Raw genomic sequence first — 24,490 nt, forward strand, 5'->3', positions numbered from 1 at the left:
AAGCATCGAACCCGGAATAATGACGAGTGGGGAGAGCGCGGCTTATGCCGCGCGCGCCCTAGCGTCGCGGATTGCCTGCCAGATCTTCGCCGGCGTCAGCGGCGTGGTGAGTTGGGTGATGCCAAGCTCGTTCAGCGCATCCATCACGCCGTTGGCGATGCAGGGCGGGCCGCCGATCGCGCCCGACTCGCCGCAGCCCTTCGAGCCCAGGGGATTGGTCTTGCAGGGCGCGGAGTCGTCGAGCGTCACCATGATCGGCGGGATGTCGTCGGCGCGCGGCACGCAATAGTCCTGGTAGCTCGCTGTGAGAAGCTGGCCTTCGTCGCTGTAGGCCACGCCTTCATAGAGCGCCTGGCCGATGCCCTGCGCGACGCCACCATGGATCTGGCCCGCCACCAGCATCGGATTGACGGCGACGCCGACGTCGTCGACCGTGGTGTAGCGGACCACCCGCGTGATGCCGGTCTCGGGATCGATCTCGACCTCGCAGATATGGGTGCCGTTCGGCCAGCTCGGTCCGTCGACCTCGCCTTCACTGTCGACCGAGAGCCTTGCGCCGCTCTCCTTCCTGGCGATCTCGAACAGGCTGATCCGCCGATCGGTGCCGACCACGGTGAGGAAGCCGTCGCGGTACTCGATGTCCTCGACGCCCGCCTCCAGGAGGTTGGCGGCCTTCTCGCGCGCCTTGTTGATCATGTCGTTGGTCGAGACCGCGACCGCGGTGCCGCCGACGAACAGCGAGCGTGAACCAACGCTGCCGAACCCGGTAGCCAGATCAGTATCGCCCTGCACCACGTCGATCTTGTCCAGGGGAATACCGAGCGAGTCGGATACCATCTGGGTGTAGGTGGTCTGCAAGCCCTGCCCCATCGCCATGGTGCCGGAGTGGAGAATGACGCGGCCCTCTGCGGTGGCGTGCAGCGAGACTTTCTCGGTGTGGGCGCGGCCACCGGTCCATTCGATGTAGCTGGTGAGCCCGCGACCATAGAGCAGGCCCTTCTTCTTTGCCGCCTTCTTGCGCGCGGCAAACCCGTTCCAGTCGGCGAGGTCGGAAGCGCGCTCCAGCATGTGCGCAAAGGCACCGGAGTCGTACACCTGGCCGACTGCGTTGGTGTAAGGCAGTTGCGCCGGCTTGATGTAGTTGACCTTGCGGATGGTGCGCGGGTCCATGCCGATCTGGCGCGCGGCAGCGTCGAACAGCCGCTCGACGATGAAGACCGCCTCGGGCCGCCCGGCGCCGCGATAGGCGCCGACCGGAGCGGTGTGGGTCATCACCGACTTCACCTCGAAATGCACCAGCGGCAGATCATAGACGCCCGTCTGCACGAACGGCCCGAGCACCAGCGGGATGATGTTGGCGGTGCCTGACGAGTACGCTCCCGTGCCGCCGATCGAGCGCACCCGATAGGCCAGCACGCGGCCTTTGGCGTCGAGCGCGAACTCGCCGGTCGAGGTGAGATCGCGGCCATGGGTGCCGCCGACGAACTCGTCGGTGCGGTCGCCGCGCCAGCGGATTTTCTTGTTCAGCTTGGTCGCGGCGTAGGCGACGACGCCGTCTTCCGGATAGAGGCTGGTCTTCTGGCCGAAGCCGCCGCCGATGTCGCCGACCAGCACGCGCACGCTGTCCTTCGGCCGCTTCAGGATGGATTCCGCGAGCAGGTCGCGGGTCGAGCCGGGCGTCTGCGACTGCACGTGCAGCAGCAGCCGGCCAGTCTTCTTCTCGATCTCTGCGATGGTCGAGCGCGGCTCCATCGCCGACGGCACCAGGCGCTGGCTAACCAGGTCGAGCGACACCTTGTGCGCGGCGTTGGCAAAGGCCTCCTCGACCTTGGCGGCATCGCCATAGCTCATCGCGGCCACGATGTTGTCGGGCGCCTCCGGCCAGACCACCGGCGCGCCGGGCTTGATCGCCTCGACCGGATCGACCACCGAGGGCAGCACCTCGTAATCGACCTCGATCGCCTCCGCCGCCGTCTGTGCCAGCACGCGCGAGGTCGCGACCACGGCGGCCACGCCCTCGCCGGCATAGCGCACCACCTCGTGGGCCAATAGCCGCCGCGGCGGCACCGTCATCGGCGAGCCGTCCGGCCGCTTGAAGATCGCGAGCGTCGGCAACGTGCCGATATCGTCGCGGACCAGATCGGCGCCGGTATAGACCGCCTCGACGCCGGGCATGTCCAGCGCCGCCTTGGTGTCGATTGACTTGATATTGGCGTGGGCATGCGGTGAACGCAGCACGTGCAGCCAGAGCGCGCCGTCCTCGGGCTTGTCGTCGATGAAATGCCCCTTCCCGGTGAGCAGCCGCTGGTCTTCCAGACGCTTGACGGGCTGTCCTGCACCAAAACGCATATTGCCGGGAAGAATGTTCATCAGCTTATCCTTCGAGCTTCCAAGAATTTGGCGGGGGTTTTAGCGGATTTTGCCGCGCTGACAACTGAGCGCGCATCAAGGCAGATGCCCGTCCCGCGCCGCGCGAGCGGATGGGATTTGGCGCAGTGAGGGAGAATATTATTGCATGCGACCGATATCGATGACGGCGACCTCGACATCGCGCGTTGCCCCATCGCGTTTCACGCTGAGGCGGACGTTCTTTCCGACACCGACCTGCTCGATTGCATCGCTCAGGTCGGACAGCCGGTGAACCGGCTTGCCGTCGATCGCAGTGATCACGTCACCAAGCTCGCCAGTGGAGAGATTGACTCCGCGGAGGCCGGCGCGCTCGGCCGGCGATCCCGGGGTCGTGCGCACGACGATCAGTCCCTCGGCGCCCAAACGCGTCGCCACCGCCTCGTTCGCGGTCACGATGCCGATCCCCGGGGTCGGCACGCGGCCGCTACGGATCAGCTCGGGGACCACGCGGTTCACGATATCGACAGGGATCGCAAAGCCGATGCCGGCGTTCGAGCCCGACGGCGACAGGATCGCGGTTGTCACGCCGATCAGCCGGCCGGCGGAGTCAAGCAATGGTCCGCCCGAATTGCCCGGATTGATCGCAGTATCGGTCTGGATCACGTTGGAGATCTCGCGTCCGCTGGAGGTCGGCAGTCTGCGCTTCAGCGCGCTGATGATGCCGCTGGACATCGATTGGTCGAGCCCGAAGGGGTTGCCGATTGCAAATGCAAACTGCCCGACCTTGAGATCGGCCGAGCTGCCGATTGCGACCGGCGACGGCAGCGTACGAGCGCTTCGGATCCGCAGCACTGCCAGATCGTAGTTCGGCGCCGTGCCGACGATCTCCGCGCGCACCGCTTCGCCGGAGGCAAATCGGATCGCGACCTGACTTGCATTCTGCACCACATGGTTGTTGGTGACGATGTGGCCCTCAGTGTCCCAGACGATGCCGGTGCCGGACGCCTCCCCGCCCTCCTGCTCCTCGCTGAGCGGATTGGGGGTGGACTGCGCCACAACCTGCACGACCGACGGCGAGACTTTCTCGAATATGTCGACATTGGCCTTTTCGGCCTCCGATAGGGCGCCGCGCTCCGTGACTGCGCGTGCGGGAGCGCCGGTCCACGGAGCCTGACGAATGTTGCCGGCTGCGAACACCAGCATAATGGCTGCGACGACAGCAAGAACTACAATGTGGCGTCGATACATGGACCCTGGCTCTCTCGCGTCGATAAACGCGCCGGACGGGCGGAAGTTGCCCGACGCAGTCGGGACAAATGCCGCAGTTTTCCGACCTTCACGCGTCGGTGTGATTTGTCGCCCAAGCCCCCATTGAAACCGGGGCGCCGGTCTTTCGTTGTTCCCTCGGTGCATTGCGGCTCTCTGCGGCCTTTTGCGGATAGCCCCAATCCGACGCCGAAGACGTCCCGCATATTGATCGGAGCTTTTGGCATGAGCGAACGGACGCGGTTCAATATTGGCTATGCCATCGCTGCGGTTATCGCGCTTTTCCTGATTCAGTACATAGTCTCGACCGCGAACAAGATCGCGGTGATTCCCTACAGCCAGTACCAGCAATTGCTCCGCGATGGGAAGGTCGACTCCGTCGGCATTTCCGACCGCACGGTACAGGGCACGCTGAAACAGCCGCTGCCCGGCGGCCAGAAGCAGTTCGTGACCACGCGGGTCGACCAGGACGTGGCCCAGGAGCTCGAGAAATACCATGTGCGCTTCACCGGCCAGATCGAGAGCACCTTCTTGCGCGACCTGCTGTCGTGGGTGATGCCCGTACTGCTGTTCTTCGGCATCTGGTGGTACATCGGCCGTCGCGCTGCCGCTGGCGGAGGCCTGGGCGGCGGGCTGATGGCGATCGGCAAGAGCAAGGCCAAGATCTATGTCGAATCCGACACCGGCGTCACCTTCGGCGACGTCGCCGGCGTCGACGAGGCCAAGGACGAGTTGCGCGAGGTGGTCGATTTCCTGAAGAGTCCGAAGGACTATGGCCGGCTCGGCGGACGCATGCCGAAGGGCGTGCTGCTGGTCGGCCCGCCAGGCACCGGCAAGACCCTGCTCGCGAAGGCCGTTGCCGGCGAAGCCCGCGTGCCGTTCTTCTCGATCTCGGGATCGGAATTCGTCGAGATGTTCGTCGGCGTGGGTGCGGCGCGGGTGCGCGACCTGTTCCAGCAGGCGCACGAGAAGGCGCCGGCGATCATCTTCATCGACGAGCTCGACGCGCTCGGCCGCGCCCGCGGCATCGGCCCGTTTGCCGGAGGTCATGACGAGAAGGAGCAGACGCTGAACCAGCTCCTGGTCGAGCTTGACGGCTTCGATTCGCGCACGGGCCTTGTCATCCTGGCCGCGACCAACCGGCCGGAAATTCTCGACCCTGCGCTGCTGCGCGCCGGCCGTTTCGATCGCCAGGTGCTGGTCGATCGTCCCGACAAGAAGGGACGAATCGCAATTCTCAACGTGCACATGAAGAAGGCAAGGATCGCTCCCGACGTCGATCCCGAGGCGGTGGCGGCGCTGACGCCGGGATTTACCGGCGCCGACCTTGCCAATCTCGTCAACGAGGCGGCGCTGCTGGCGACCCGCCGTGGCGCCGAGGCCGTCGCCATGACCGACTTCAATCACGCCGTCGAGCGCATGGTGGCGGGCCTCGAGAAGCGCAACCGCCTGCTCAATCCCAAGGAACGCGAGATCGTCGCCTATCACGAGATGGGCCATGCGCTGGTCGCGCTGTCGCTGCCTGGCGTCGACCCCGTCCACAAGGTCTCGATCATCCCGCGCGGCGTCGGCGCGCTCGGTTACACCATCCAGCGCCCGATCGAGGACCGTTTTCTGATGACCAAGGAAGAGCTCGAAAACAAGATGGCGGTGCTGCTCGGCGGCCGCGCCGCGGAGTTGGTCGTGTTCGATCATCTCTCCACTGGCGCGGCGGACGACCTGAGCCGTGTGACCGACATCGCCCGCAGCATGGTAACGCGCTACGGCATGTCCGAAAAGCTCGGCGGCGTCGCCTATGACCGCGAGCCCGGCAACCTCTTCGCCGGCGCCGATCGACCGTATCCCGGGCGCGAGCGTGACTATGCGGAGGACACGGCTGCTGCGATCGACGATGAGGTGCGCGCGATCGTTGACCGCGCATTCCAGCGCGCCGAGAGTATCTTGACCGCGCGTCGTCCCATTCTCGACAACGCCGCAAAGAAGCTGCTGGAAAAGGAGACGCTCGAACGGAGCGATCTCGAGAGCTTGATCCGCAACGCGCCGCAGGAAAGTCTGAGAGCGGTATAGAGCAACGCCGGCCTGGCGCTCACGCGCCGTTTCCGCCCTTACCCCAAATCGCGCAGCGCCGCCTCGACCACCTTGCGCTGCTCGGCGGACAGCTCCGCCTGCGGTGGCACGGGGCCGCCGACGTCATAGCCCTGGATCGTGAGCCCGGCCTTGATGCAGGCGGCAAGATTGAAACGGGCAAACGCCTCGTTGATGCGCCACAGCTTTCTCTGCAACGCCATCGCCTCGTCCCAGCGGGTGCGCCGGCAAAGATTGTAGAGTTCGACGCTCTGCCGCGGGATGATGCACGCGGGCCCTGCCATCCAGCCATGGCCGCCGATCAACATCACTGCTGCCGGAATATGGGCGGAGGCCGAGAACACTTTGATGCTGCCGCCACAGCGGTTCATGATCGACAGCAGCCGCCCGGTGTTGGTCGAGGCGTCCTTGATGTAGCCGATGCGCGGATGAGCCGCGAGGCGCGCGATGACGTCGAGCGTGAGGTCGGAGCGCTGGAAATTCGGGTTGGTGTAGATCACCACGGGAATATCGACGGCGTCGGCAATGGCACGGAAATAGGCTTCGACCTGCGCGTCGCTGAGCGGGAAATACGCTTCCAGGATCGCCAGAATGCCGTTGGCGCCGCGCTTCTGATAGGCCTTGGCCTGCGCCACGGCATCCGCCGTCGAGGTCGAGGCGACGCCTGCGACCACGGGCACGCGGCCCTGCGCGGCCTCGATCGTGGTCTGCACCACCTGCATGCGCTGGGCATTGTTGAGATAGGCGAACTCGCCGGTCGAGCCGAGCGGCGTCAGCCCATGCACGCCGGCCTTGATCAGGTCGTCGCACAACCGGCCCAGCACCTCGGTACGGACATGGCCTGCTGGATCGACCGGAGACACCAGATAGGGAAAGACGCCGTGGAAATCAGCCATTTGCGAGCCTCGTTGATGGCGAGACATAGTCGGGATCGTGCGCGAAGGGAAGCGGCGCGCCCTCGCGCAGGGCACCCAGCACGGCCGCAAAGTCGGTGACCGCGCGGAAGCCGAGCAGGCGTTCAGCCTTGCCGGCATCGTAGATCCGGCCGATCGACGTCGGCAGGTGCCAGCCGCGCTTGGCAAACAGCCTCGGCGCATCCGGGAAATGGCGCGCGATCACGCTTGCCGCATCCGACCTCAGCGCCGCGACATCATCGCGCGAAAACGGCGTCGGCGCGCTGATCACAAAGACCTCGAATCCGCTGATCTTGTCCAGCGCCACCACATGGGCGTCCGCGGCATCTTCCACGGTCAGGCGGCGGTACAGCAGCTCGGTCGCCTTCAGGTTCTCGCCATGGATGTCGCGGATCGTGTCGTCCTCTTCGGGGAAGAAGCGGCTGGTGCGCAGCACGGCGCAATTCAGCCCGTGCTCGCGGCTGAACAGCCGGCACAGCCCCTCGGCAGCGAGCTTCGTGATGCCGTAGATATTGCGTGGCTCGAGCGGACCTGCGTTCTCGTCGAGCCATACCGCGGCGGTGCCCTCGCCATCGCGGATCGCCTGAGAGATCATCAGCGATGTCGTGGAGGTGAAGACGAAGCGATCATGGCCTGCGGCGACTGCGGCCTGCAACAGATTGAGCGTGCCGGTCACGTTGACATCCACGAAGGCCTGCGGCAAGAACCGCTCGATGTCCGGCTTGTGCAGGGCGCCGCCATGGATCACCGCCTCGATGCCGTGATCGGCGAACGCCCGGTCGACCACGGATCGCTCGGCAATCGAGCCGACGATATCGGTTGCCTCGCCCGAGACCACGTCAAGTCCGACCACGCTATGGCCGGCCTGCCGGAGCTTCGGCGCGAGAAAGCGCCCGAGCCAGCCGGAAGAGCCCGTCAACAGCACCCGCATGACATCAGCCCCGGCCCGGTCTCAAAACGCCTTGGCGATCGCGGCCTGCGCGTCGCTCTGGATCTGCTTGAGGTGATCGGTCCCCCTGAAGCTTTCGGCATAGATCTTGTAGACATCCTCGGTGCCGGACGGGCGTGCGGCAAACCACCCTGACTCGCTTTCGACCTTGATGCCGCCGAACGGCTGATCGTTGCCGGGGGCCTTGGTCCGGACCGCACGCACGGCATCCCCGGCGAGTTGCGTCATGTTGAGCTGCTCGGGCCCAAGTGCCTTCAGCGCGCTCTTCTGCTTCGGCGTCGCTGCGACATCGATGCGCTCGTAGTAGGGAATGCCGAGCTCGGCGGTGAGCTCGTTGAACAGTTCGCCCGGATCGCGGCCGGTCCTGGCGATGATTTCCGCCGCCAGCAGACCGAGAATGATGCCGTCCTTGTCCGTGGTCCAGACCGAGCCGTCGCGCTTCAGGAACGAGGCGCCGGCACTCTCCTCACCGGCAAAGCCGAACGCGCCGCTGCCGAGCCCTTCGACGAACCATTTGAAGCCGACCGGCGTCTCGACCAGCTTGCGATTCAGCTTCTTGGCGACGCGATCGATGATCGAGCTCGACACGATGGTCTTGCCGATCGCGGCGTCCTTGCTCCACTGCGGCCGGTGCGCGAACAGATAGGCGATCGCGGTGGCCAGGAAATGGTTCGGGTTCATCAGCCCGTTCGAGCGGGTCACGATGCCGTGCCGATCGGCATCGGTGTCGTTGGCAAAGGCGACGTCGAACTTGTCGCGCATCCCGATCAGGCTCGCCATCGCGTAGGGCGACGAGCAGTCCATCCGGATCTTGCCGTCCCAATCCGCGGTCATGAAGCGGAAGGTCGGGTCGACCGCATTGTTGACGACCGTCGCGTTGATCCCGTAACGCGCGATGATCGGCTGCCAGTAATGCACCGCGGCGCCGCCGAGCGGATCGATGCCGATCTTCACGCCGGCCGACTTGATCAGCGCGAGATCGACGGTGTTGCCGAGATCGGCGACGTAAGGCGTAACGTAGTCGTGGAGATGGGTGGTCGCCGCCTTGCGCGCGCGATCATACGGCATCCGCGCGACACCCTTGAGCCCGGCCTCGATGTAGCGGTTGGCGCTCCTCTCGACCACACCGGTGACGTCGGTGTCGGCCGGGCCGCCATGCGGCGGATTATATTTGTAGCCGCCATCCTCCGGCGGGTTGTGCGACGGTGTGATGACGACGCCGTCCGCAAGGGCCGTGCTGCGCCCCTTGTTGTAGCTCAGGATCGCGTGCGAGATCACGGGTGTCGGCGTGTAGCCGCCCTGCGCGTCGATCATGATCTCGACGCCGTTCGCGGCAAACACCTCGACCGCGCTGACCAGCGCCGGCTCGGCGAGCGCGTGGGTGTCGACGCCGATGAACAGCGGTCCGGTCATCCCCTTCTCGCGCCGATAGTCGCAGATCGCCTGCGTGGTGGCGAGAATGTGGTCCTCGTTGAATGAATTCTTCAGCGACGAGCCGCGGTGGCCTGAGGTGCCGAAGGCCACCCGTTGGGTCGGATCATTGGCATCTGGCTTGCCGGCGAAATAGGCCGTGACCAGCCGCGGTACGTTGACGAGCGAGGCAGAATCGACGGGTTTGCCGGCAGCAGGATGTGGTGCAGTCACTTGACCTCTCAGAACAGCTATCGCCAGCCCATCAGCGCAAATGAATGATGCCTCGGGGTGCTATCATGATGGCTTACTCCCAATCAAGCCGCGGGCATTTCGTTCCTCGCGGGCCGCAGCGAGACATTACGACACATCGATCTGCTGCACCTTTTCACGAAGCTCGTCGACCAGCACCCTCTTGTTCTCGGAATAGTCGACGGGAACCACGACGAGGTGCACGCCGCCGCCGGCGAAGGCCCGCTCCAGTGTCGGGATGATCGCCTCGGTGCTCTCGATCCGCGACCCCTTCGCGCCGTAGCTCTCGGCGTATCTGACGAAATCCGGATTGCCGAAGGTAAGGCCGAAATCGGGAAAACGATCGACAGCCTGCTTCCAGCGGATCATGCCGTAGGCGGAATCTTCCAGGATCAGGACCACGAGATTGAGCTTGAGGCGCACGGCGGTCTCGAGCTCCTGTGAGTTCATCATGAAGCCACCATCGCCGCAGACCGCGAGCACCCGGGTCTTCGGATAGAGCATCGCCGCCATCATCGCCGACGGCAGGCCGGCGCCCATGGTGGCGAGCGCATTGTCGAGCAGCAGCGAGTTCGCCAGCAACGTGCGGTAATTGCGCGCGAACCAGATTTTGTACATGCCGTTGTCGAGCGCGACGATGCCGTCCTCCGGGATCACCTGGCGGACGTCATGCACGATACGCTGCGGCGTCGGCGGCCAGCGGCCCTCGGTGGCGCGATCGGTGATCTTCGCCAGAATGCCCGCGCGCAGGCTGTGCAGCGCGCTGGCGTGCGGCAGCCGTCCCTCGACCCGGTCGGCCAGCAGCTCGAGGCTCGGCCCGACATCGCCGATCACTTCACACTGCGGGAAATAGACCTGCTCGACATTCGCCGGCGTATAGCTGACATGGATCACCTGCGGTCCCTTGGGCCCCATGATGAAAGGCGGCTTCTCGATCGTGTCATGCCCGATCGCGATGATGAGATCGGCGCGGTCGATCGCCTCATGCACATAGTCGCGCTCGCTGAGCGCAGCGGTGCCCATGTAAAGATTGGTCCCGCCCGACACCGTGCCCTTGCCCATTTGGGTTGTGAAGAACGGAATCTTGGTGCGGCGGACGAAGTCGCCGATCCCGGCCGTGCTGCGCGGGCGCGAGGCGGCGGCGCCCAGCATGATCAGCGGACGCTGCGCCTTCAGGATCATGTCGGCGGCGCGATCGAGCGCCGCGGCATGGGCGATGGGAATTTCGATCGGATGCGGCGGCACCATGGGCGCCGGCTCCGCTTCCTCGCCCGCGATATCCTCCGGCAGTTCGAGCAGCACCGGGCCCGGCCGCTCCTGCATCGCGATCCGGAAGGCGTCACGGACCAGCGTCGGAATGGTTGCCGTGCTGACGATCTGCAGCGACAGTTTGGTCAGCGGACGAAAGGTGTTGACGATATCGACGATCTGGAACTTGGCCTGGCGGCTGCTCATGATGCCCTTCTGTCCCGTGAGCATCACCATCGGCATCGCGCCGAGCAGCGCATAGGCAGCGCCGGTGGTGAGATTGAGCGCCCCCGGTCCGAGCGTCGTCATGCAAACGCCGGGCTTGCCGGTGAGCCGGCCATAGGTCGCCGCCATGAAGGCCGCGGCCTGCTCGTGGCGCGTGACGATCAGCTTGATCGATGACGTACGCAGGCTCTCGACAACATCGAGATTCTCCTCGCCGGGAACACCGAACACACGTTCCACGCCCTCGTTCTCGAGAGCGGCGACCAGCAAATCGGAGCCTTTGACCATCTTAGCCTCGCGCGTTTGATTGCATGCGGCCGGCTGAGCATAGCGGCATCGCACGGCACCGGGGAGTCCCTCGCGGCCTCACTGCTTGTGCGCCTTGATCCAGGCACCGATCACCGGCAACATCCGCGCCTGCAAATCAGCGGAGATTGCAATCGATTCCAGCGCTCGCGCTACCATGAGCCGGCCACCGCCGGTCGATTGTGACGGTGCGAAGGCGGCGAGCTCGGCGGCGTGGGTTGCGTCGGTAAAGTTGGTCACCAAGTTGGGCACGAACTGGTCGCGGAAATTCGGCCCCTGCCTGGCCAGCAGCGCATCGAAGTTCTTCTTGACGAAATTCCAGGCGAGCTGCGGCCGTTCGCCCGCGGATGCCACCGCGCCGATCACGCCTGGCACGATCGTGTCGGGCAGCTCGCTGGTTAGCGTCAGCGCCAGAGTCGCCTCCGCCAGCTCGGCGTTGCGGGCGCTGGCGGCAGCGAAATAGTAGCGCAACCGCTCGTTGGTGCGGGTGCTCTTGCGCGCCAGGCCGAGCAGCGTGTCGTAAGTCGAGCGTTCCGCCGTGATGCCGACGAGATGACTCACGGGATCGCGCAGCGCATTGGGGAGCGCGTCGGAATCCACCAGGAAGGCCGCGAACCGCCGCTCCGCCTCGGCGAGGATCGCTTTGTCACCGAAATCGCCGAGCGTGCGGATCAGGCTGGCGCGCAACAGCGCGGTGTCGTCATCGGCCGGACCGCCTTCCCATCCGAGCCGGTCGAACACCGGGCGCAGCTTGGCGCGCGCATAGGCCTGGATGACCGGCCGCTCGTCGCGATCGCGTGCCAGGCGATCGAGCATCGCAAACGACGAGATCACCTGGTCCCACACGGCGCGATGATCGCCGATGTCGAGCGCATCGAGCAGCGCGAGATAGGACGACGGATCGGCACGGCCGGCCTGCACCAGCGCCCAGCTATCGGTGACGATGTTGAGCCGGTCCTCGACCGGCATCTGCGCGAACGCATTCAGCAGCGCCGCGCGGTTCTTTGGGCCGTATTCGACCCTGTAATAGCCGATATCGCCGAGATTGACCTTGATCGGATCGCCGCAATGGCCCGCCGGAATATCGGCACGGCCCTGCAGCAGGACGTCCGCAAGAGGCTTGCCGTGCACGGGACCGACGGCGACCGGAATCTGCCACTTGTGCTGCGGCAGGGGCGCCGCGTCGGCCGGCGCAGTCACGAACCGCTCCTGCCGCAGCGTCAGGCGCTGCGACGTGCCATCGCAGGCGGTCTCAGCCACCACCAGCGGCACGCCGTCCTGTTCGGTGAATGACGCCGCCACACCGGCAATCTTTTTGCCGGCGGCGCTCTCCAGCGCCTGCCAGAGGTCGGCGGTCGTGCTGTTGCCATAGGCATGCGCAACCACGTATTCCCGAATGCCATCACGAAAGGCCTGCGCGCCGAGATAGTTCTCCAGCATCCGGATCAACGCCTGGCCCTTGTTATAGGTGATCGCATCGAAAGCCGTCACCGCCTCGCTGTGATCGGCGATCGGCTGCTGAATCGGATGGGAGGTGCGGCGCGCATCGAGCGTCATCGCGAACTGCTTGGCGCCATAACCGTTCAGCCAGTTCTGCCATTGCGGGTAGAAATGCTCTGAGGCCTTGGTCGCCATCCAGCTCGCGAACCCTTCATTGAGCCAGAGATTGTCCCACCAGGCCATGGTGACGAGATCGCCGAACCACATATGCGCCATTTCATGCGCGATAATGGCGAAGATGCCGCGCCGCGCGGATTCCGCATTGGTCGCGGGATCGAACAGCAGTCGGCTTTCGAAGAAGGTGATACCGCCCCAATTCTCCATGGCGCCGCCGAACCCACCTGGCACCGCGATCAAGTCGAGCTTGGGCAGCGGATATTTCACTCCGAAATAGTCATTATAATAGGCGAGCAGCTTGACCGCACTGTCGAGCGCGAACCGTCCCTGCTCGGTCTTGCCTTGTGTCGTCACCACACCGACCGTGACGCCGCCGGCGTCCGCCGTGACGCGCTCCAGATCGCCGACGGTGAGCACAAAGAGATAACTCGACATCCTCGGCGTCGGCGCGAAAGTCACTCGCTTGAGATTGTCCGCGACTTGCGCTTCGCCGGCCACCGGCATGTTGCCGACCGCCAGCAGATTGCGCGGAACCACGACGCTCAGCGCAAAGGTTGCCTTGAACGCCGGCTCGTCCCAGCACGGGAAGATCCGCCGTGCATCCGCCGGTTCGAGCTTGCTCGAGATCAGCCGCTTCATCCCGGTCCGGGTCGGGTAATTGACCGAGAACAGGCCGCTGCCGAACTTGTTGATCTGTGCGGTAAAAGCGATACGCAACGTGTGTCGGCCCGCCGCCAGCGGCTGGGCGAAAGTCAGCGTCGCCGTCTGTGCAGCCGCGTCGGTCGCGACCGCGGCGCGCTGCGTGTCATCATCAGCGGCGACATCGCCGAACGTCGTGCTGATGGTATTCAGCGTTACCTGGGCGGTCGGCTCGCGCACCTCGATATCGATGGTCTCGACGCCAGGCAACGTCAGGGTTTCGAAACTGGGCGTCAGCTCGATCGCATAGTTCACGGGGACGACCGTCTTCGGCAACTTGCCCGGCGTATTGTCGAAAGAAAATGTCTGCTCGGCCTGTGCGCCTGCGGCCGCCGACAGCAGAACAGTCGCCGCAGCGAGGCAACGCAGAGGCGTCCATCGACGATGACATGCAAATCTGTTCATTGCGCGGCTCGACATGACCTCGGGAAGCTGTTCAGGCGTCATTCTCGGAGGGACGTAACGGGGAATTTAGAAGAGAAGATGTCACCACGAAATTGACAACTCCGCGATCTCAGCTTGCAACCGCGCGCATCGTCTGCCGCGCGATTGCAATCGCGCGCGGCCGGCTGCCCGCTTATTGCCCGACAGCAGGATGAGAGGTTAACTTACCCTCGCACGTCCTGCTGCAACCGGCGATGAGATCGAGGCTTTGCCTCGGCATCAGTCCGGCACCACCACCAGACCGACACGAACCCGACGGGAGCCAATGATGTTCGGTAAATTCTCGCGCCGGCAGTTTGCGGGCCTCGCAGGCCTCTCGGCGCTCGGCGTGTCGGCCCCCGTCCAGGCCGCGAAGGCGGCACCGCCGCCGGACGGCGCGAGCTTTCCCGCCGGCTTCGTCTGGGGCACCGCGACGTCGTCCTACCAGGTCGAGGGCGCTGTCAACGAGGACGGCCGTGGCCGCTCGATCTGGGACACCTTCACCCACACGCCGGGCAAGATCGAGGACGGCAGCAACGGCGATCGTGCCAATGATCACTATCACCGCTACAAGGAGGACGTTCGTCTCATCAAGGACCTCGGCGCCAGGGCCTATCGTTTCTCGATCGCCTGGCCGCGGGTGTTTCCGGACGGCACCGGCGCGCCGAACCCGAAGGGCCTCGACTTCTATCACCGCTTGGTCGACGAACTGCTGGCAAACGGCATCGAGCCTTACGCCACGCTCTATCACTGGGACCTGCCGCAGGCTTTGCAGGACCGGGTCGGCGGCTGGCGCTCGCGCGAGACATCGAAGGCGTTCGGCGATTACGCCGGCTATGTCGCAGAGCGGCTGACCGACCGGGTCAAGAACATCTTCACCCTCAACGAGGTCGGGCGCTTCCTGCCCTTCGGCTACGGCCTCGGCATCGATGCGCCCGGCTTGAAGCTGTCGCACGCGGAAGTGAACCAGGCCCGCCACCACGTCGCACTGGCGCATGGGCTTGCGGTGCAAGCGATCCGCGCCAAGGGCCGTGCCGGCACACGGGTCGGCCCGGCCGAGAACATCACCACCTGCGTGCCTGCGATCAACACGCCGGAGAACATCCGCGCCACCGAGATCGCGACGCGTGAACTCAATGCGGGCTTTCTCGGCGTCGTTCTCGAAGGCAAGTACACGGAAGCCTTCCTGCAATGGGCCGGCGCGGACGCGCCGAAATTCAGCGCGGACGAGCTGAAGATCATTGCGCAGCCCAACGATTTCGTCGGTCTGAACATCTACGCCCCACAGGTCTACATCGTCGCCACCGACCGGGCGCCGGGCTGGCGACCGCTGCCGATGCCGGCGTCGTTCCCGCACATGAACTCGGAATGGCTGCGGATCGCGCCCGAGGTGATCTACTGGGCGCCGCGCATTGCGGCCAAGCTCTGGAACATCAAGAGCATCTATATCAGCGAGAACGGAACGTCCGGCGAGGACAAGCTGCATCCGGACGGACAAATCTACGACGTCGATCGCATCATGTTCCTGCGCAACTATCTCGCTCAATTGCAGCGCGCCACCGCCGAAGGCGTCCCGGTCCACGGCTATTTCTTGTGGACCCTGATGGACAATTTCGAATGGATCTTCGGCTACGAGAAACGCTTCGGCCTGTACCGGGTCGATTTCGAGACCCAGGCGCGCGTGCCGAAGCTGAGCGCGGCGTTTTATCGCGACGTGATCGCGCGCAATGCGATCGGGGTGTAACGACCTCCCTAGCCGGCTCGCGGCCTCGCACCGGCCCATGCCCGCCCGAGCAGATCACGAATTCCGCTCTCCTCAATCGGCCGCGGATTCCAATAGGGATTTTTGATCGCGAGCGCGGCGGCTCGCGCGATGCCGTCTTCGGGCATGCCGATCTCTGCGAGCGAGCGCGGCGCGCCAAGCCGCGCCGACAGATCGAACAGGCCAGTGGCCGCGTCAGTCGTACCAAGCGCCTTCGCAACGCGGCCGATCGCCTCCGGTGCGGCCGGCATGTTGTAGGCGATGGTGTGCGGCAGCAGCACCGCGTGGGTCTCGGCGTGCGGCAGGTCGAACAATGCACCGACCGTGTGGCAGAGCTTGTGATGCAACGCCATGCCGACGGTACCGAGGCAGACGGCGCACAGCCAGGCGCCATAGAGCGCATCCGAGCGCGCCTCGAGATCGCGCGGCCGCGCAATCACCTCCGGCAGCGACGCTGCGAGCTTCGCAATCGCCTCCTCCGCCATCAGCGACGTGATTGGATTGCCGTCGCGCGCATACAGCGCCTCGGCGGCGTGCGCGATCGCGTTGAGGCCGGAGATCGCGGAGAATCTTCCCGGCATCGACACGGTCAAATTGACGTCATAGATCACGGCCTCGGGCAGAATCTTCGGCGACGATTGCGTGGTCTTGACGCCGTCGACGGTCTCGCCCACCACCGGCGTCATTTCAGACCCGGCGTAGCTGGTCGGCACGATCAATTGCGGCAGATCGGTGCGCAGCGCGATTGCCTTGCTCAAGCCGGTCGCGGCGCCCGCACCGATCGCAACGACGCCGTCGGGCTTCAGAGCGCGGACGACCTGCATCGCCCGCTCCGTCACCGCGACCGGCGTATGCACAACCGCGCCGTCGAACAGCCCGGCCATGCGATCGCCGGCCAATGCCGCGAGGTCGCCGAGCTCGGACTGCTGCCGCCGGCTCGCCAGCACCAGCGCGCGCTTGATGCCGAGACGCTCGAGTTCGTCCTCAAGACTAGCGATGGTGCCGACCCCGAACACCACCCGCATCGGGCTGACCTGATAGGTGAAGGACTGCGGCATAATGCTTCCCTCGCTGAGGTCAGGCGTGTCATCGCCGGACGGCAACGGGTTTCACCCACATCCCTGATCCAGTCAACCGTGACGTTTCTCACGCCACCGCCCTGTAGTCCGGCGCCGTCGCGAGGAAGCGCGCATAGGCATCCGCATCGGGCGGCGTGAACCTCTCGACGAGCGGATTGCGGCGCCAGGTCTTGGCGCCGATATCCGCCAGCAGCTCGTCGAAATGCTTGAAGTGATAGGGCGCGACGCACAGCCCGCCATAGACGCCCGCCGCCGGCCGCTCGATCCGCCTGAAGTTCAGCATCATCGCGATGTTGTCGTTCATCTCGGCCGCGCTCGGCTGGCGCACCAGTTGGCCGTCGGCGTAACGGACCAGCCAGTTCGCGGCGAGATCGGCACACAACACCGTGCAGAAGCTCGAGTTGAAGCCGACGAAGCCCATGTCCGGCAGATCGGGATTGGCGATCAGACGATACAGCCGGTACTGGCCGTCGGGCTCGACCAGCTTCGCCTGATAGGCCTCCGGCAGAAACGGCACCCCAAGCTTGTAGCCGATTGCGAGCACCGCGACGTCGGCCGCGATGCGTCGGCCGCCGCTGGTCACGACAGTGTTGCCGTCGTAATGATCGAAGGTGCCGCGCACCGCCTTGATGCGGCCGTCGGCGACCATCGGATAGAAGCCGGGAGTTGCGATCGGCACCGAGCAGTTGACGCCATCCTCGATCCGCTCCTTCGGCACCATGTTGCACTGCTTGAGCTTGAGTTGCATCTTCAGCATGCTCTCCAGCCCGCGCCAGTTCGCCCAGACGAACGGCTTTGCGATCGCGTGCTTGAGCCGGCCCATCGGGCCGATGCCCCAGCTCGCGAACATCTGCTCCTGCGCGCGGATGTAGAGGATGCGCTTGAAGTTCACGAGCCCGCCGACGAAATACGGGATCCGCCAGACCGGCTCGCGAAACACGATCGTCACCTCGCTGGCGCCGGAATTGACCGCATTCACCGCGATGTCGGTGGCCGATTTCGAGCCGCCGAGCACGACGACCTTGCGCCCCCTCGCGAGCGCCGGATCGCCATATTGCGACGAGTGCAGGATCTGCCCGCCCTGGGCCTTGAAGCCGTCCTCGCCGGGCAATGGCAGCGTCTGCGGCTCGTTGAACTGTCCGGTGCAGACCGCGACGAAGTCGAAATCCTCATGGCCAGTGGCGCCGTCGGTTGAGCGCAGCGCGAGCGTCCAGCCCGGTCTGCTGTCGGCCCGGCGGTTCATCGCCTCCACCTTGGTGTCGTAGCGAATTGCGCGGTCGATCCCATGGCTGCGAGCATAGTCACGGAGATAGGCATGGACCTGCGGTCCCTTTGGCCATTCCGGATAGGCCTCCGGCATCGCCTTGTCGGTGTAGCGATAGAGCTCCTTCGGGCTCTGGGTTTGGACATCAGGATAGGAACGCGACGGCTCCCAGACCCCGCCGAGATCGCCGCTGCGCTCGATGATGGTCACCTTGTGGCCCCGCGTGGCGAACGCCTTGCCTGCGGCAAGCCCCGACACGCCGGCACCGATGACGCACACATGCTTCTGCTTGATCATGAAACCGCTCCGAGATGAGTGAACAGGTCCATTTCCGTAAGCGCACGCGTTCCCGTCATCGCCGGAGGCTGCTCCGGCGATTGTTGCGTCGCATGCGCTGTCTGCTTTGGCTGCGTGCCTAGTCGTTGGCTTCCGGCGGCAGGAAATCCACCTCGTGCTCGGCGGAGATGCGCACCACTTCGACCGGGTCCTGCAGATTGTGCAGCTTGTCGAACAGCGCCTCGAGCTTCTGCATCGGCGACACCCAGAACAGCGCCCGCGCCGGCTTGTCCGACTTGTTGAAGTAGCCGTGCGGGATGCCGCGCGGCATGCGCACGAGGTCGCCGGCCTTGGCCTGCACCCACGCGCCGTCGAGCTTGAGGTCGAGCACGCCTTCCTGCACCAGGATGAACTCGTCCTGGGTCGGATGGATGTGCACCGGCACGAACTGGCCGGGATCGCTGTTGGTTTCGAACGCGAAGGTCGAGTCGGTGACGGCTTTCGGGTAGTAGACCTGACCCAGGATATTCCAGGTCTTGCCGCCGTAGCCGGTGCCGTTTCGGGTGATGCCTTTTTCGAGCGTGCCCATGTCGTCCTCTCCAGTTGATGCGCATTGCCGGCACGAAGCCTGTCGCCAGCGGGCGAGGCTGTCTAGCCGATAAACGAATCCGCATCCGGCGCAATCATGCTGCAATGCGAGAGCGGCGAGCTGGGCGGCTCGTGCCAATGCCTCCTCATCCGCCTGCCCGCCGATCGGGCGCACTGCGTGACGAAACGGCGTTCCCCTTTACCGCGGGATGCACTAGGCTGCACGATGTTTTAGACCTCAAACAACTTCGGACGGCCGGCGTGACCGCGGCGAGCAACGAGGTTTCGGCAAGGGCGAGGCTCGCGGATTTCGCGCGCGTCGCGACGGTGCGCGTCGACGACGCGGCCGAGGCGATCGGGCGTATCTTCTGTCCGCACGACCTGACGCCGGTCGATCATTCCGAGGGGGATTTCTTCGCATCCCACAATTGCGCGGGCTTTGACGGCTTCTCCGTCAACTATGTAGCCTATGGCGGATCGGTTGTGATCAATCCCGGCTGTCTTGACCGCTTCTTTCTGCTGCAGGTCCCGCTCCATGGTTCGGCCGCGATCCGCACTGCGGCATGCGAGGTGATGACCGGACCAGCCGTCTGCGCGTCGCTGCTGTCGCCGACCATTCCGACCGACATGACGTGGCGCGGCGATTGCGCTCAGCTCATCCTGTTGCTCGATCGCAAGCTGGTGGAGCATCGCGCCGCCGCGCTTGGCGGCGTAGCCGTGCGCGCGGTCGAATTCGACCCGGCGATCGAACTCATCGGATCGCTCGGCCAAGCGATCGCCGCGAGGATCGACCATCTGGTTGCGCTCGCCGAGCGGCTCGGCCCACACAAGGCATTGCCCAGATTGGCCGCGGCCGAGTGGCGCGAGGCGTTGCTCAACGCCCTGCTCACCGACCAGCCGCACAGCCTGCGCTCCGCCATCGCTGTCTTCAACGGACGCGCCGAGACGCAACCGGCCGCGCTGAAACGGGCGCGCGCCTATCTGGAGACACGTGCGACCGAGCCGCTGGATCTTGCCGAGCTTGCCGACATCGCAGGCACCGGCATCCGCGCGCTACAGCTCGGCTTCCGCCGTCATTTCGGCACCACCGTCAGCGAGATGTTGCTCGACATCCGCCTCGCCCAGCTCAACGCGCGCCTGAAGACGGCGCGTCCCGGCGAGCGCATCGTCGATATTGCATTCGAGCTCGGCTTCACCCATCTGAGCCGTATGGCGAGCGCCTATCGCGCCAAGTTCGGCGAGAGCCCGAAGGCCACTTTGCACGGCCTGAGCTGAGCGTCCGCCCGAGCACCCGTGTCGGCGCACGGCTTGGCCCTGCCCATCCGGCCAGTTCCGCTATCAGCCGCAACATCCCAGATTGAGGGAAGCCAACGGAGTTTCCCATGACCGACCCGACCACCCTCTCCTCGCTGTCATCTGCCCTTTCGGAAACCATCGCGCGCACCGCGCCCGCCATCGTCTCCGTGCATTCGCACCGTCTGCGCGCGTCCGGCTTCGTCTGGAAGCCCGGCCTCGTCATCACCGCCGACGAGGCGCTGGCCGATGACGGCGAGATCGAGATCCAGCTTTCCGACGGCAGCCGGCGGTCGGCGACCATCGCCGGACGCGACCACACCACCGACATCGCGCTGCTGCGGTTCGACGCCGACGTCGCACCGCTCAAGCTGTCGGCCACCGTTCCCGTCCTCGGATCGCTCGCGATCGTCGTCGCGGCGGACCGCGGCGCGCCGACCGCGCGGCTCGGCATGGTCTCGCTGTCGGGCCCGGCCTGGCGCAGCCTGCGCGGCGGCGACATCGACGCGCGGATCGAATTGGACATTCGGTTGCGGCACAGCCAGCAGGGCGGGCTGGCGCTGAACGCATCGGGAGAGCCGTTCGGCATGGCCGTGCTGGGCCCTCGCCGCGTGCTGACGATTCCGGCTGCGACCATCGAGCGCGTCGCGCCGCAGCTCGAGAGCTCGGGCCGCATCGCGCGCGGATATCTTGGCCTCGGCCTGCAGCCGGTTCGTGTCGATGACGGCATCGGCGCGATGGTGATGAACGTCGACAAGAACGGCCCCTCGGCGGCCGCCGGCATCCGGCAGGGCGACGTGATCGTCGCGGTCAACGATGAGCGCCTGTCCGGCGTGCGGGCGATGCTGCGAACCTTGGGACCGCAGAGCGTCGGCAGGGTCGTCGACCTCACCGTCCGCCGCGGCGGCGAGCCGCTGCATGTCAGGGTGACGATCGGCGAGAGGCCGGAGACGTGAGCAGTGAGAGTGCACCTGAGATCGTGATCTCGCTCGAGATCGATGATCCCGTCCTTGCAGACCGGCTGGCTACGCTGCTCGGCGGCATCGCCGGCTTGCGGCTCGCAGCGCCCGGCGAACCGGCCGCGGCCGCAATCGTCTCCCGCGACCACGACAGGGCGGCCTCGCCTGGCGCATTCGAGCTGACGCCGCGCGAGCTCGACGTGCTCGCGCTGCTCGCCGAGGGCGCCTCGAACAAGATGATCGCCAAGCGTCTCGGCATCTCCGTCCACACTGCCAAATTTCACGTCGGCTCCCTGCTCGACAAGCTCGACGCCACCGGCCGCACCGATGCCGTCGCGCATGCCGCAAGGCGCGGGGTGATTAATCTGTGAGACTGAAGTCATACGCGGACCCGATGGAGACGGCGGAGACATCGCCATGTGTCGTCCCGGCGAAGGCCGGACCGATACTCTGCCGTCTCCGCTGGAGACCACTCGTTCGTCGTCCTGGCGAAAGCCAGGACCCATGACCACCGCATTTTGATGACGAACGCGATCTTGAACCCAGCGTCGCGCGACAACGAGCATTTGGGGTAATGGATCCTGGCTTTCGCCAGGATGACAGTGAATGTGTGGCGCGATTTGCGTGTCATACACTCGCACTCTCGCGACGCCCCACTAGGGGAGAGCCCGAAGAGAGTGCTCACCTCACGCGTTCGCAGCAACCTGCGGTCCGTTGTGGAAACAGAGCGTGACCAACAGACCCGGAGAATTGTCGCGCAGTTCGATGGTTGCGCCGTGCAGGCTGGCGACGGCCGCGACCAAGCTGAGGCCGAGGCCGTTTCCCGGCGTGTAGCGGCTCTGCTCGAGGCGATAGAAGCGCTTGAAGACGTGGTCGTGCTGGCTGGCGGGAATGCCAGAACCATCGTCGGCGACCGACATCACCGCACCGCCCCCGCCGTTGCGGCAGGTCACGGTGACGCGGCCGCCGGCGCGGCCGTGCTTGATGGCGTTGTCCACGAGGTTGGCAATCGCGTCGAACAACAGGTCGCGATCGCCGGTCAACGGCACCTCGGCGTCGCCGGTCAGTTCGAGGCGGGTCGTGTCCCGCTCGGCGGCGGCATCGTAGAGCTCGACCACCTCGCCTGCGATCTCGGCGAGATTGACGGTCCGAAACGCATCCTTGCGGGCCCGCGTCTCGATCTCGGAAATCCGGGTGATGGATGCGAACATCGCAAGCACCGTATCGAGATCGGCAATGGTATCGCCGATCAGCGCTGCATCGTTCTCGCCGTTGCGCGGACGATGATAGGCCTTCTCGAGCCGTCCGCGCATGCGGGTCAGCGGCGTGCGCAAATCGTGCGCGATGTTGTCGCTGGCCTGCTTCACCTCCCCCATCAGCGTCTCGATGCGGTCGAGCATCTGATTGAGATTCTCGGCGACGCGATCCCATTCGTCGTGACTGCCGCGGAGCGGAATGCGCTGATCAAGACCGGAGAACATGATGGCGCGGCTGGTCGCGTTGATCGACTCGATCCGGCCGACCGTTCGCCGCGTGACCCCGATGCTGGCGGAGGCCGCGAGCACCGCAATCAGCACAACGACCGCGATACCGGCCGCCCGGATTTGCGCCGTAAAGTCGTCAATATCGCCGATGTCGCGACCGACCAGCAGCCGATCGCCGTTCGGCAACGTCCCGGTCATACTCCGCACCAGCGGGCCTACCGAGGCGGGCGGCCGCGCCGGCGCGCGAAACTCGGACCAGCCGCGATCCGCGGCGTTCGCCGGCCAGCCGGAAAGATTTCCGGCGAGCACCGCCGATGCGGGGTCGACGAGAAGGTAGACGTGATCGGCAAAGCTCTTGTCCGCGACACGCTGTCCGATCAATGCGATCATAGCGTCGCGTCCGGATCGCACATAGGCCTCACGGAGGTTTGCCTGCTCGGTCATGATCGCACGATCGGACCGGCTGCGCACATAGGAAATCGTCGACCAGTAAACATAGGCGAAGATGGCCGAGACAATCAGGCCGAAGGTCCCGATCGCGATCAACGCCAGACGGAACGTCGATGACCGGAGGGTCTTACCCAGGAGCACGGAGACAATACCCGATGCCGCGGATCGTATGGATCAGCGGATAGGCTTGCTGGTCGTCGACCTTGCGCCGCACCCGGCCGACATAGACGTCGATGATGTTGGTCGAGGGATCGAAATGCAGATCCCATACATGCTGCAACAACATGGCGCGCGACACCACGCGGCCCTCGTTGCGCACGAGATATTCAAGCAACTGGAACTCCTTCGGCAGCAGCGGAATCCTCCGGTTGCCGCGGCTCGCGGTCCGCGAGATCAGATCGACCGCAAGATCGCCGACCCGCAGGATGGTTTCCTTGGCGACGGTCTCGCTGCGCCGGCCCAACGCCTCAAGCCGCGCCAGTAACTCGACGAAGGAGAACGGCTTGACCAGATAGTCGTCGCCGCCGGCACGCAAGCCCCGGACGCGGTCGTCCACCTCGCCGAGCGCGCTGATGATCAGGAACGGCACCGCGATGCCGTCGTCGCGCATCTGACGCATGACCGCAATGCCGTCGATATCCGGAAGCATGCGATCGATCGTGATCACGGCGTAGTCGCGCGCCGCACCCTGATTGAGCGCATCGCGGCCGTTGGCAGCCAGATCGACATCATAGCCGCTGGTGGTGAGTTGCTCGACGAGCTGACCCGCGGTCTCCGGATCATCCTCGACGACGAGAATACGGCGGTGAGCTCCGGGCATCGTGCCAAACTCTCCGATTGCCCCGCGCGACGGCCGCCACCAGACTATCCCATTCCGGGGCTGGATGGAACGCCTGGCGACGACCGCGCGTCAACCGTGCGGTTCGTGGCGCTAGTACCAATAGTCCCCGCACACGTTGACCCACTGCCATCCGTAAGGCGTCCGTGCCCTGCGCCAGCAGCCATCGTAGTAGTCGGCATACAGGTAAGGCGCGCCGACGCCGAAGAAGGCGAAGTGACGGAAGCGGTGATGGAAGAAGGCGCGATGATGGAAGAAATGCGCGCCGCGGAATCCGGCGCCGGCAAACCGCGGTCCGGGTGCAAATGCCGCGCGTGTCATCGGTGCACCTGCAAAGCGCGGACCGCCAAAGCCCGCGCCGCCGAAACGAGCGCCGCCGAAATGCGGGCCGCCGGCAAAGGCCATTCCACCCCCGCGCATACCGCCGGCGAAACCTCCTCCATGCATTCCGCCCGCGAAACCGCCGCCGTGCATTCCGCCGCCACCGAAGCCACCACCGAAGCCGCCGCCACCATGGCCGCCGCCGAAGCCGCCACCCCCGCCAAAGCCGCCACCGCCGCCATGACCGCCGCCGCCACCACCACCGATGCCACCGCCGCCGCCGCCGCGGGCAAGGACAGGCGGCGCGAGCGCGACCGCCGCGGCGAACGTCGCCGCCACGAGACCAGTAAAGAGCCTGCGCTTCATCGAAAGATCCTCCTTCGTTGAGCTGCGGCGAAAGGCCCTCGCCGCAGAAAGAGGGGGATCAGGAGAC

18 protein-coding genes are annotated in these 24,490 nt (G+C 65.4%); 5 read left to right on the top strand and 13 right to left on the bottom strand.

Annotated features, from left to right (window positions below; all coding sequences use genetic code 11):
- Positions 1–42: 42 nt before the first annotated feature.
- Both P6U25_RS29680 and P6U25_RS29685 read right to left on the bottom strand, forming a co-directional pair.
- A complete protein-coding gene (locus P6U25_RS29680) occupies positions 43–2,370 on the bottom strand; it encodes a xanthine dehydrogenase family protein molybdopterin-binding subunit (protein WP_407148296.1) in 2,328 nt (775 codons plus the stop codon).
- A 138-nt stretch (positions 2,371–2,508) separates the two neighbouring features.
- A complete protein-coding gene (locus P6U25_RS29685) occupies positions 2,509–3,597 on the bottom strand; it encodes a S1C family serine protease (protein ID WP_407148297.1) in 1,089 nt (362 codons plus the stop codon).
- A 243-nt stretch (positions 3,598–3,840) separates the two neighbouring features.
- Here P6U25_RS29685 and ftsH point away from each other — a divergent pair, with 243 nt between their 5' ends.
- Positions 3,841–5,682 (top strand): ATP-dependent zinc metalloprotease FtsH, encoded by a 1,842-nt coding sequence (ftsH, locus tag P6U25_RS29690; RefSeq protein WP_407148298.1) that lies wholly within the window; start codon positions 3,841–3,843, stop codon positions 5,680–5,682.
- Positions 5,683–5,720: 38 nt separating this feature from the next.
- Here the strand turns inward: ftsH and P6U25_RS29695 are convergent, their stop codons facing one another.
- The 5 genes from P6U25_RS29695 to P6U25_RS29715 form a co-directional block, all read right to left on the bottom strand.
- Positions 5,721–6,596, bottom strand: a complete 876-nt coding sequence (locus tag P6U25_RS29695; protein ID WP_407148299.1) for a dihydrodipicolinate synthase family protein — start codon at positions 6,594–6,596, stop codon at positions 5,721–5,723.
- On the bottom strand, positions 6,589–7,545 hold the full coding sequence (locus tag P6U25_RS29700) for an NAD-dependent epimerase/dehydratase family protein (RefSeq protein ID WP_407148300.1): 957 nt from the start codon (positions 7,543–7,545) through the stop codon (positions 6,589–6,591). Before P6U25_RS29700 ends, P6U25_RS29695 begins: the two co-directional genes overlap by 8 nt.
- 21 nt (positions 7,546–7,566) lie before the next feature.
- A complete protein-coding gene (gene pgm, locus P6U25_RS29705) occupies positions 7,567–9,207 on the bottom strand; it encodes a phosphoglucomutase (alpha-D-glucose-1,6-bisphosphate-dependent) (RefSeq protein WP_407148301.1) in 1,641 nt (546 codons plus the stop codon).
- Between the two features lie 126 nt (positions 9,208–9,333).
- Positions 9,334–10,986, bottom strand: coding sequence for an acetolactate synthase large subunit (locus P6U25_RS29710; RefSeq protein WP_407148302.1), 1,653 nt, complete (start codon positions 10,984–10,986; stop codon positions 9,334–9,336).
- A gap of 78 nt (positions 10,987–11,064) precedes the next feature.
- Complete coding sequence (locus tag P6U25_RS29715; protein WP_407148303.1) at positions 11,065–13,725, bottom strand: M1 family metallopeptidase; 2,661 nt, start codon at positions 13,723–13,725, stop codon at positions 11,065–11,067.
- Positions 13,726–14,032: 307 nt separating this feature from the next.
- Between P6U25_RS29715 and P6U25_RS29720 the strand changes: the two genes are divergently transcribed.
- On the top strand, positions 14,033–15,487 hold the full coding sequence (locus P6U25_RS29720) for a GH1 family beta-glucosidase (RefSeq protein WP_407148304.1): 1,455 nt from the start codon (positions 14,033–14,035) through the stop codon (positions 15,485–15,487).
- 8 nt (positions 15,488–15,495) lie between these two features.
- On the opposite strand, the gene P6U25_RS29725 is transcribed toward P6U25_RS29720, so the two are convergent.
- The 3 genes from P6U25_RS29725 to P6U25_RS29735 all read right to left on the bottom strand — a co-directional run bounded on the left by P6U25_RS29725 (position 15,496) and on the right by P6U25_RS29735 (position 18,713).
- On the bottom strand, positions 15,496–16,563 hold the full coding sequence (locus tag P6U25_RS29725; RefSeq protein ID WP_407148305.1) for a maleylacetate reductase: 1,068 nt from the start codon (positions 16,561–16,563) through the stop codon (positions 15,496–15,498).
- 88 nt (positions 16,564–16,651) lie between these two features.
- Positions 16,652–18,145: a flavin-containing monooxygenase gene (locus P6U25_RS29730; protein WP_407148306.1), complete on the bottom strand. Its 1,494-nt coding sequence runs from the start codon at positions 18,143–18,145 to the stop codon at positions 16,652–16,654.
- A 118-nt stretch (positions 18,146–18,263) separates the two neighbouring features.
- Complete coding sequence (locus P6U25_RS29735; protein ID WP_407148307.1) at positions 18,264–18,713, bottom strand: cupin domain-containing protein; 450 nt, start codon at positions 18,711–18,713, stop codon at positions 18,264–18,266.
- A gap of 260 nt (positions 18,714–18,973) precedes the next feature.
- Between P6U25_RS29735 and P6U25_RS29740 the strand changes: the two genes are divergently transcribed.
- The 3 genes from P6U25_RS29740 (at position 18,974) to P6U25_RS29750 (ending at position 21,335) form a co-directional block, all read left to right on the top strand.
- On the top strand, positions 18,974–19,987 hold the full coding sequence (locus tag P6U25_RS29740; protein WP_407148308.1) for an AraC family transcriptional regulator: 1,014 nt from the start codon (positions 18,974–18,976) through the stop codon (positions 19,985–19,987).
- Between the two features lie 107 nt (positions 19,988–20,094).
- The gene (locus tag P6U25_RS29745) at positions 20,095–20,961 is read left to right on the top strand and encodes a S1C family serine protease (RefSeq protein WP_407148309.1); all 867 of its coding nucleotides are present in this window, start codon (positions 20,095–20,097) and stop codon (positions 20,959–20,961) included.
- The gene (locus P6U25_RS29750) at positions 20,958–21,335 is read left to right on the top strand and encodes a response regulator transcription factor (protein WP_407148310.1); all 378 of its coding nucleotides are present in this window, start codon (positions 20,958–20,960) and stop codon (positions 21,333–21,335) included. The genes P6U25_RS29745 and P6U25_RS29750 overlap by 4 nt, the downstream gene beginning before the upstream one ends.
- Before the next feature lie 315 nt (positions 21,336–21,650).
- Here the strand turns inward: P6U25_RS29750 and P6U25_RS29755 are convergent, their stop codons facing one another.
- The 3 genes from P6U25_RS29755 to P6U25_RS29765 form a co-directional block, all read right to left on the bottom strand.
- Positions 21,651–23,039: a sensor histidine kinase gene (locus tag P6U25_RS29755; RefSeq protein ID WP_407148311.1), complete on the bottom strand. Its 1,389-nt coding sequence runs from the start codon at positions 23,037–23,039 to the stop codon at positions 21,651–21,653.
- Positions 23,026–23,718 (bottom strand): winged helix-turn-helix domain-containing protein, encoded by a 693-nt coding sequence (locus P6U25_RS29760; protein WP_407148312.1) that lies wholly within the window; start codon positions 23,716–23,718, stop codon positions 23,026–23,028. Before P6U25_RS29760 ends, P6U25_RS29755 begins: the two co-directional genes overlap by 14 nt.
- 111 nt (positions 23,719–23,829) lie before the next feature.
- Positions 23,830–24,423 carry a hypothetical protein gene (locus P6U25_RS29765; protein ID WP_407148313.1) on the bottom strand — a complete coding sequence of 198 codons (594 nt, stop codon included), beginning with the start codon at positions 24,421–24,423 and terminating at the stop codon, positions 23,830–23,832.
- Between the last annotated feature and the right edge of the window lie 67 nt (positions 24,424–24,490).

It is taken from the genome of Bradyrhizobium sp. ORS 86 (genome assembly GCF_045571475.1).
GTDB lineage: Bacteria > Pseudomonadota > Alphaproteobacteria > Rhizobiales > Xanthobacteraceae > Bradyrhizobium.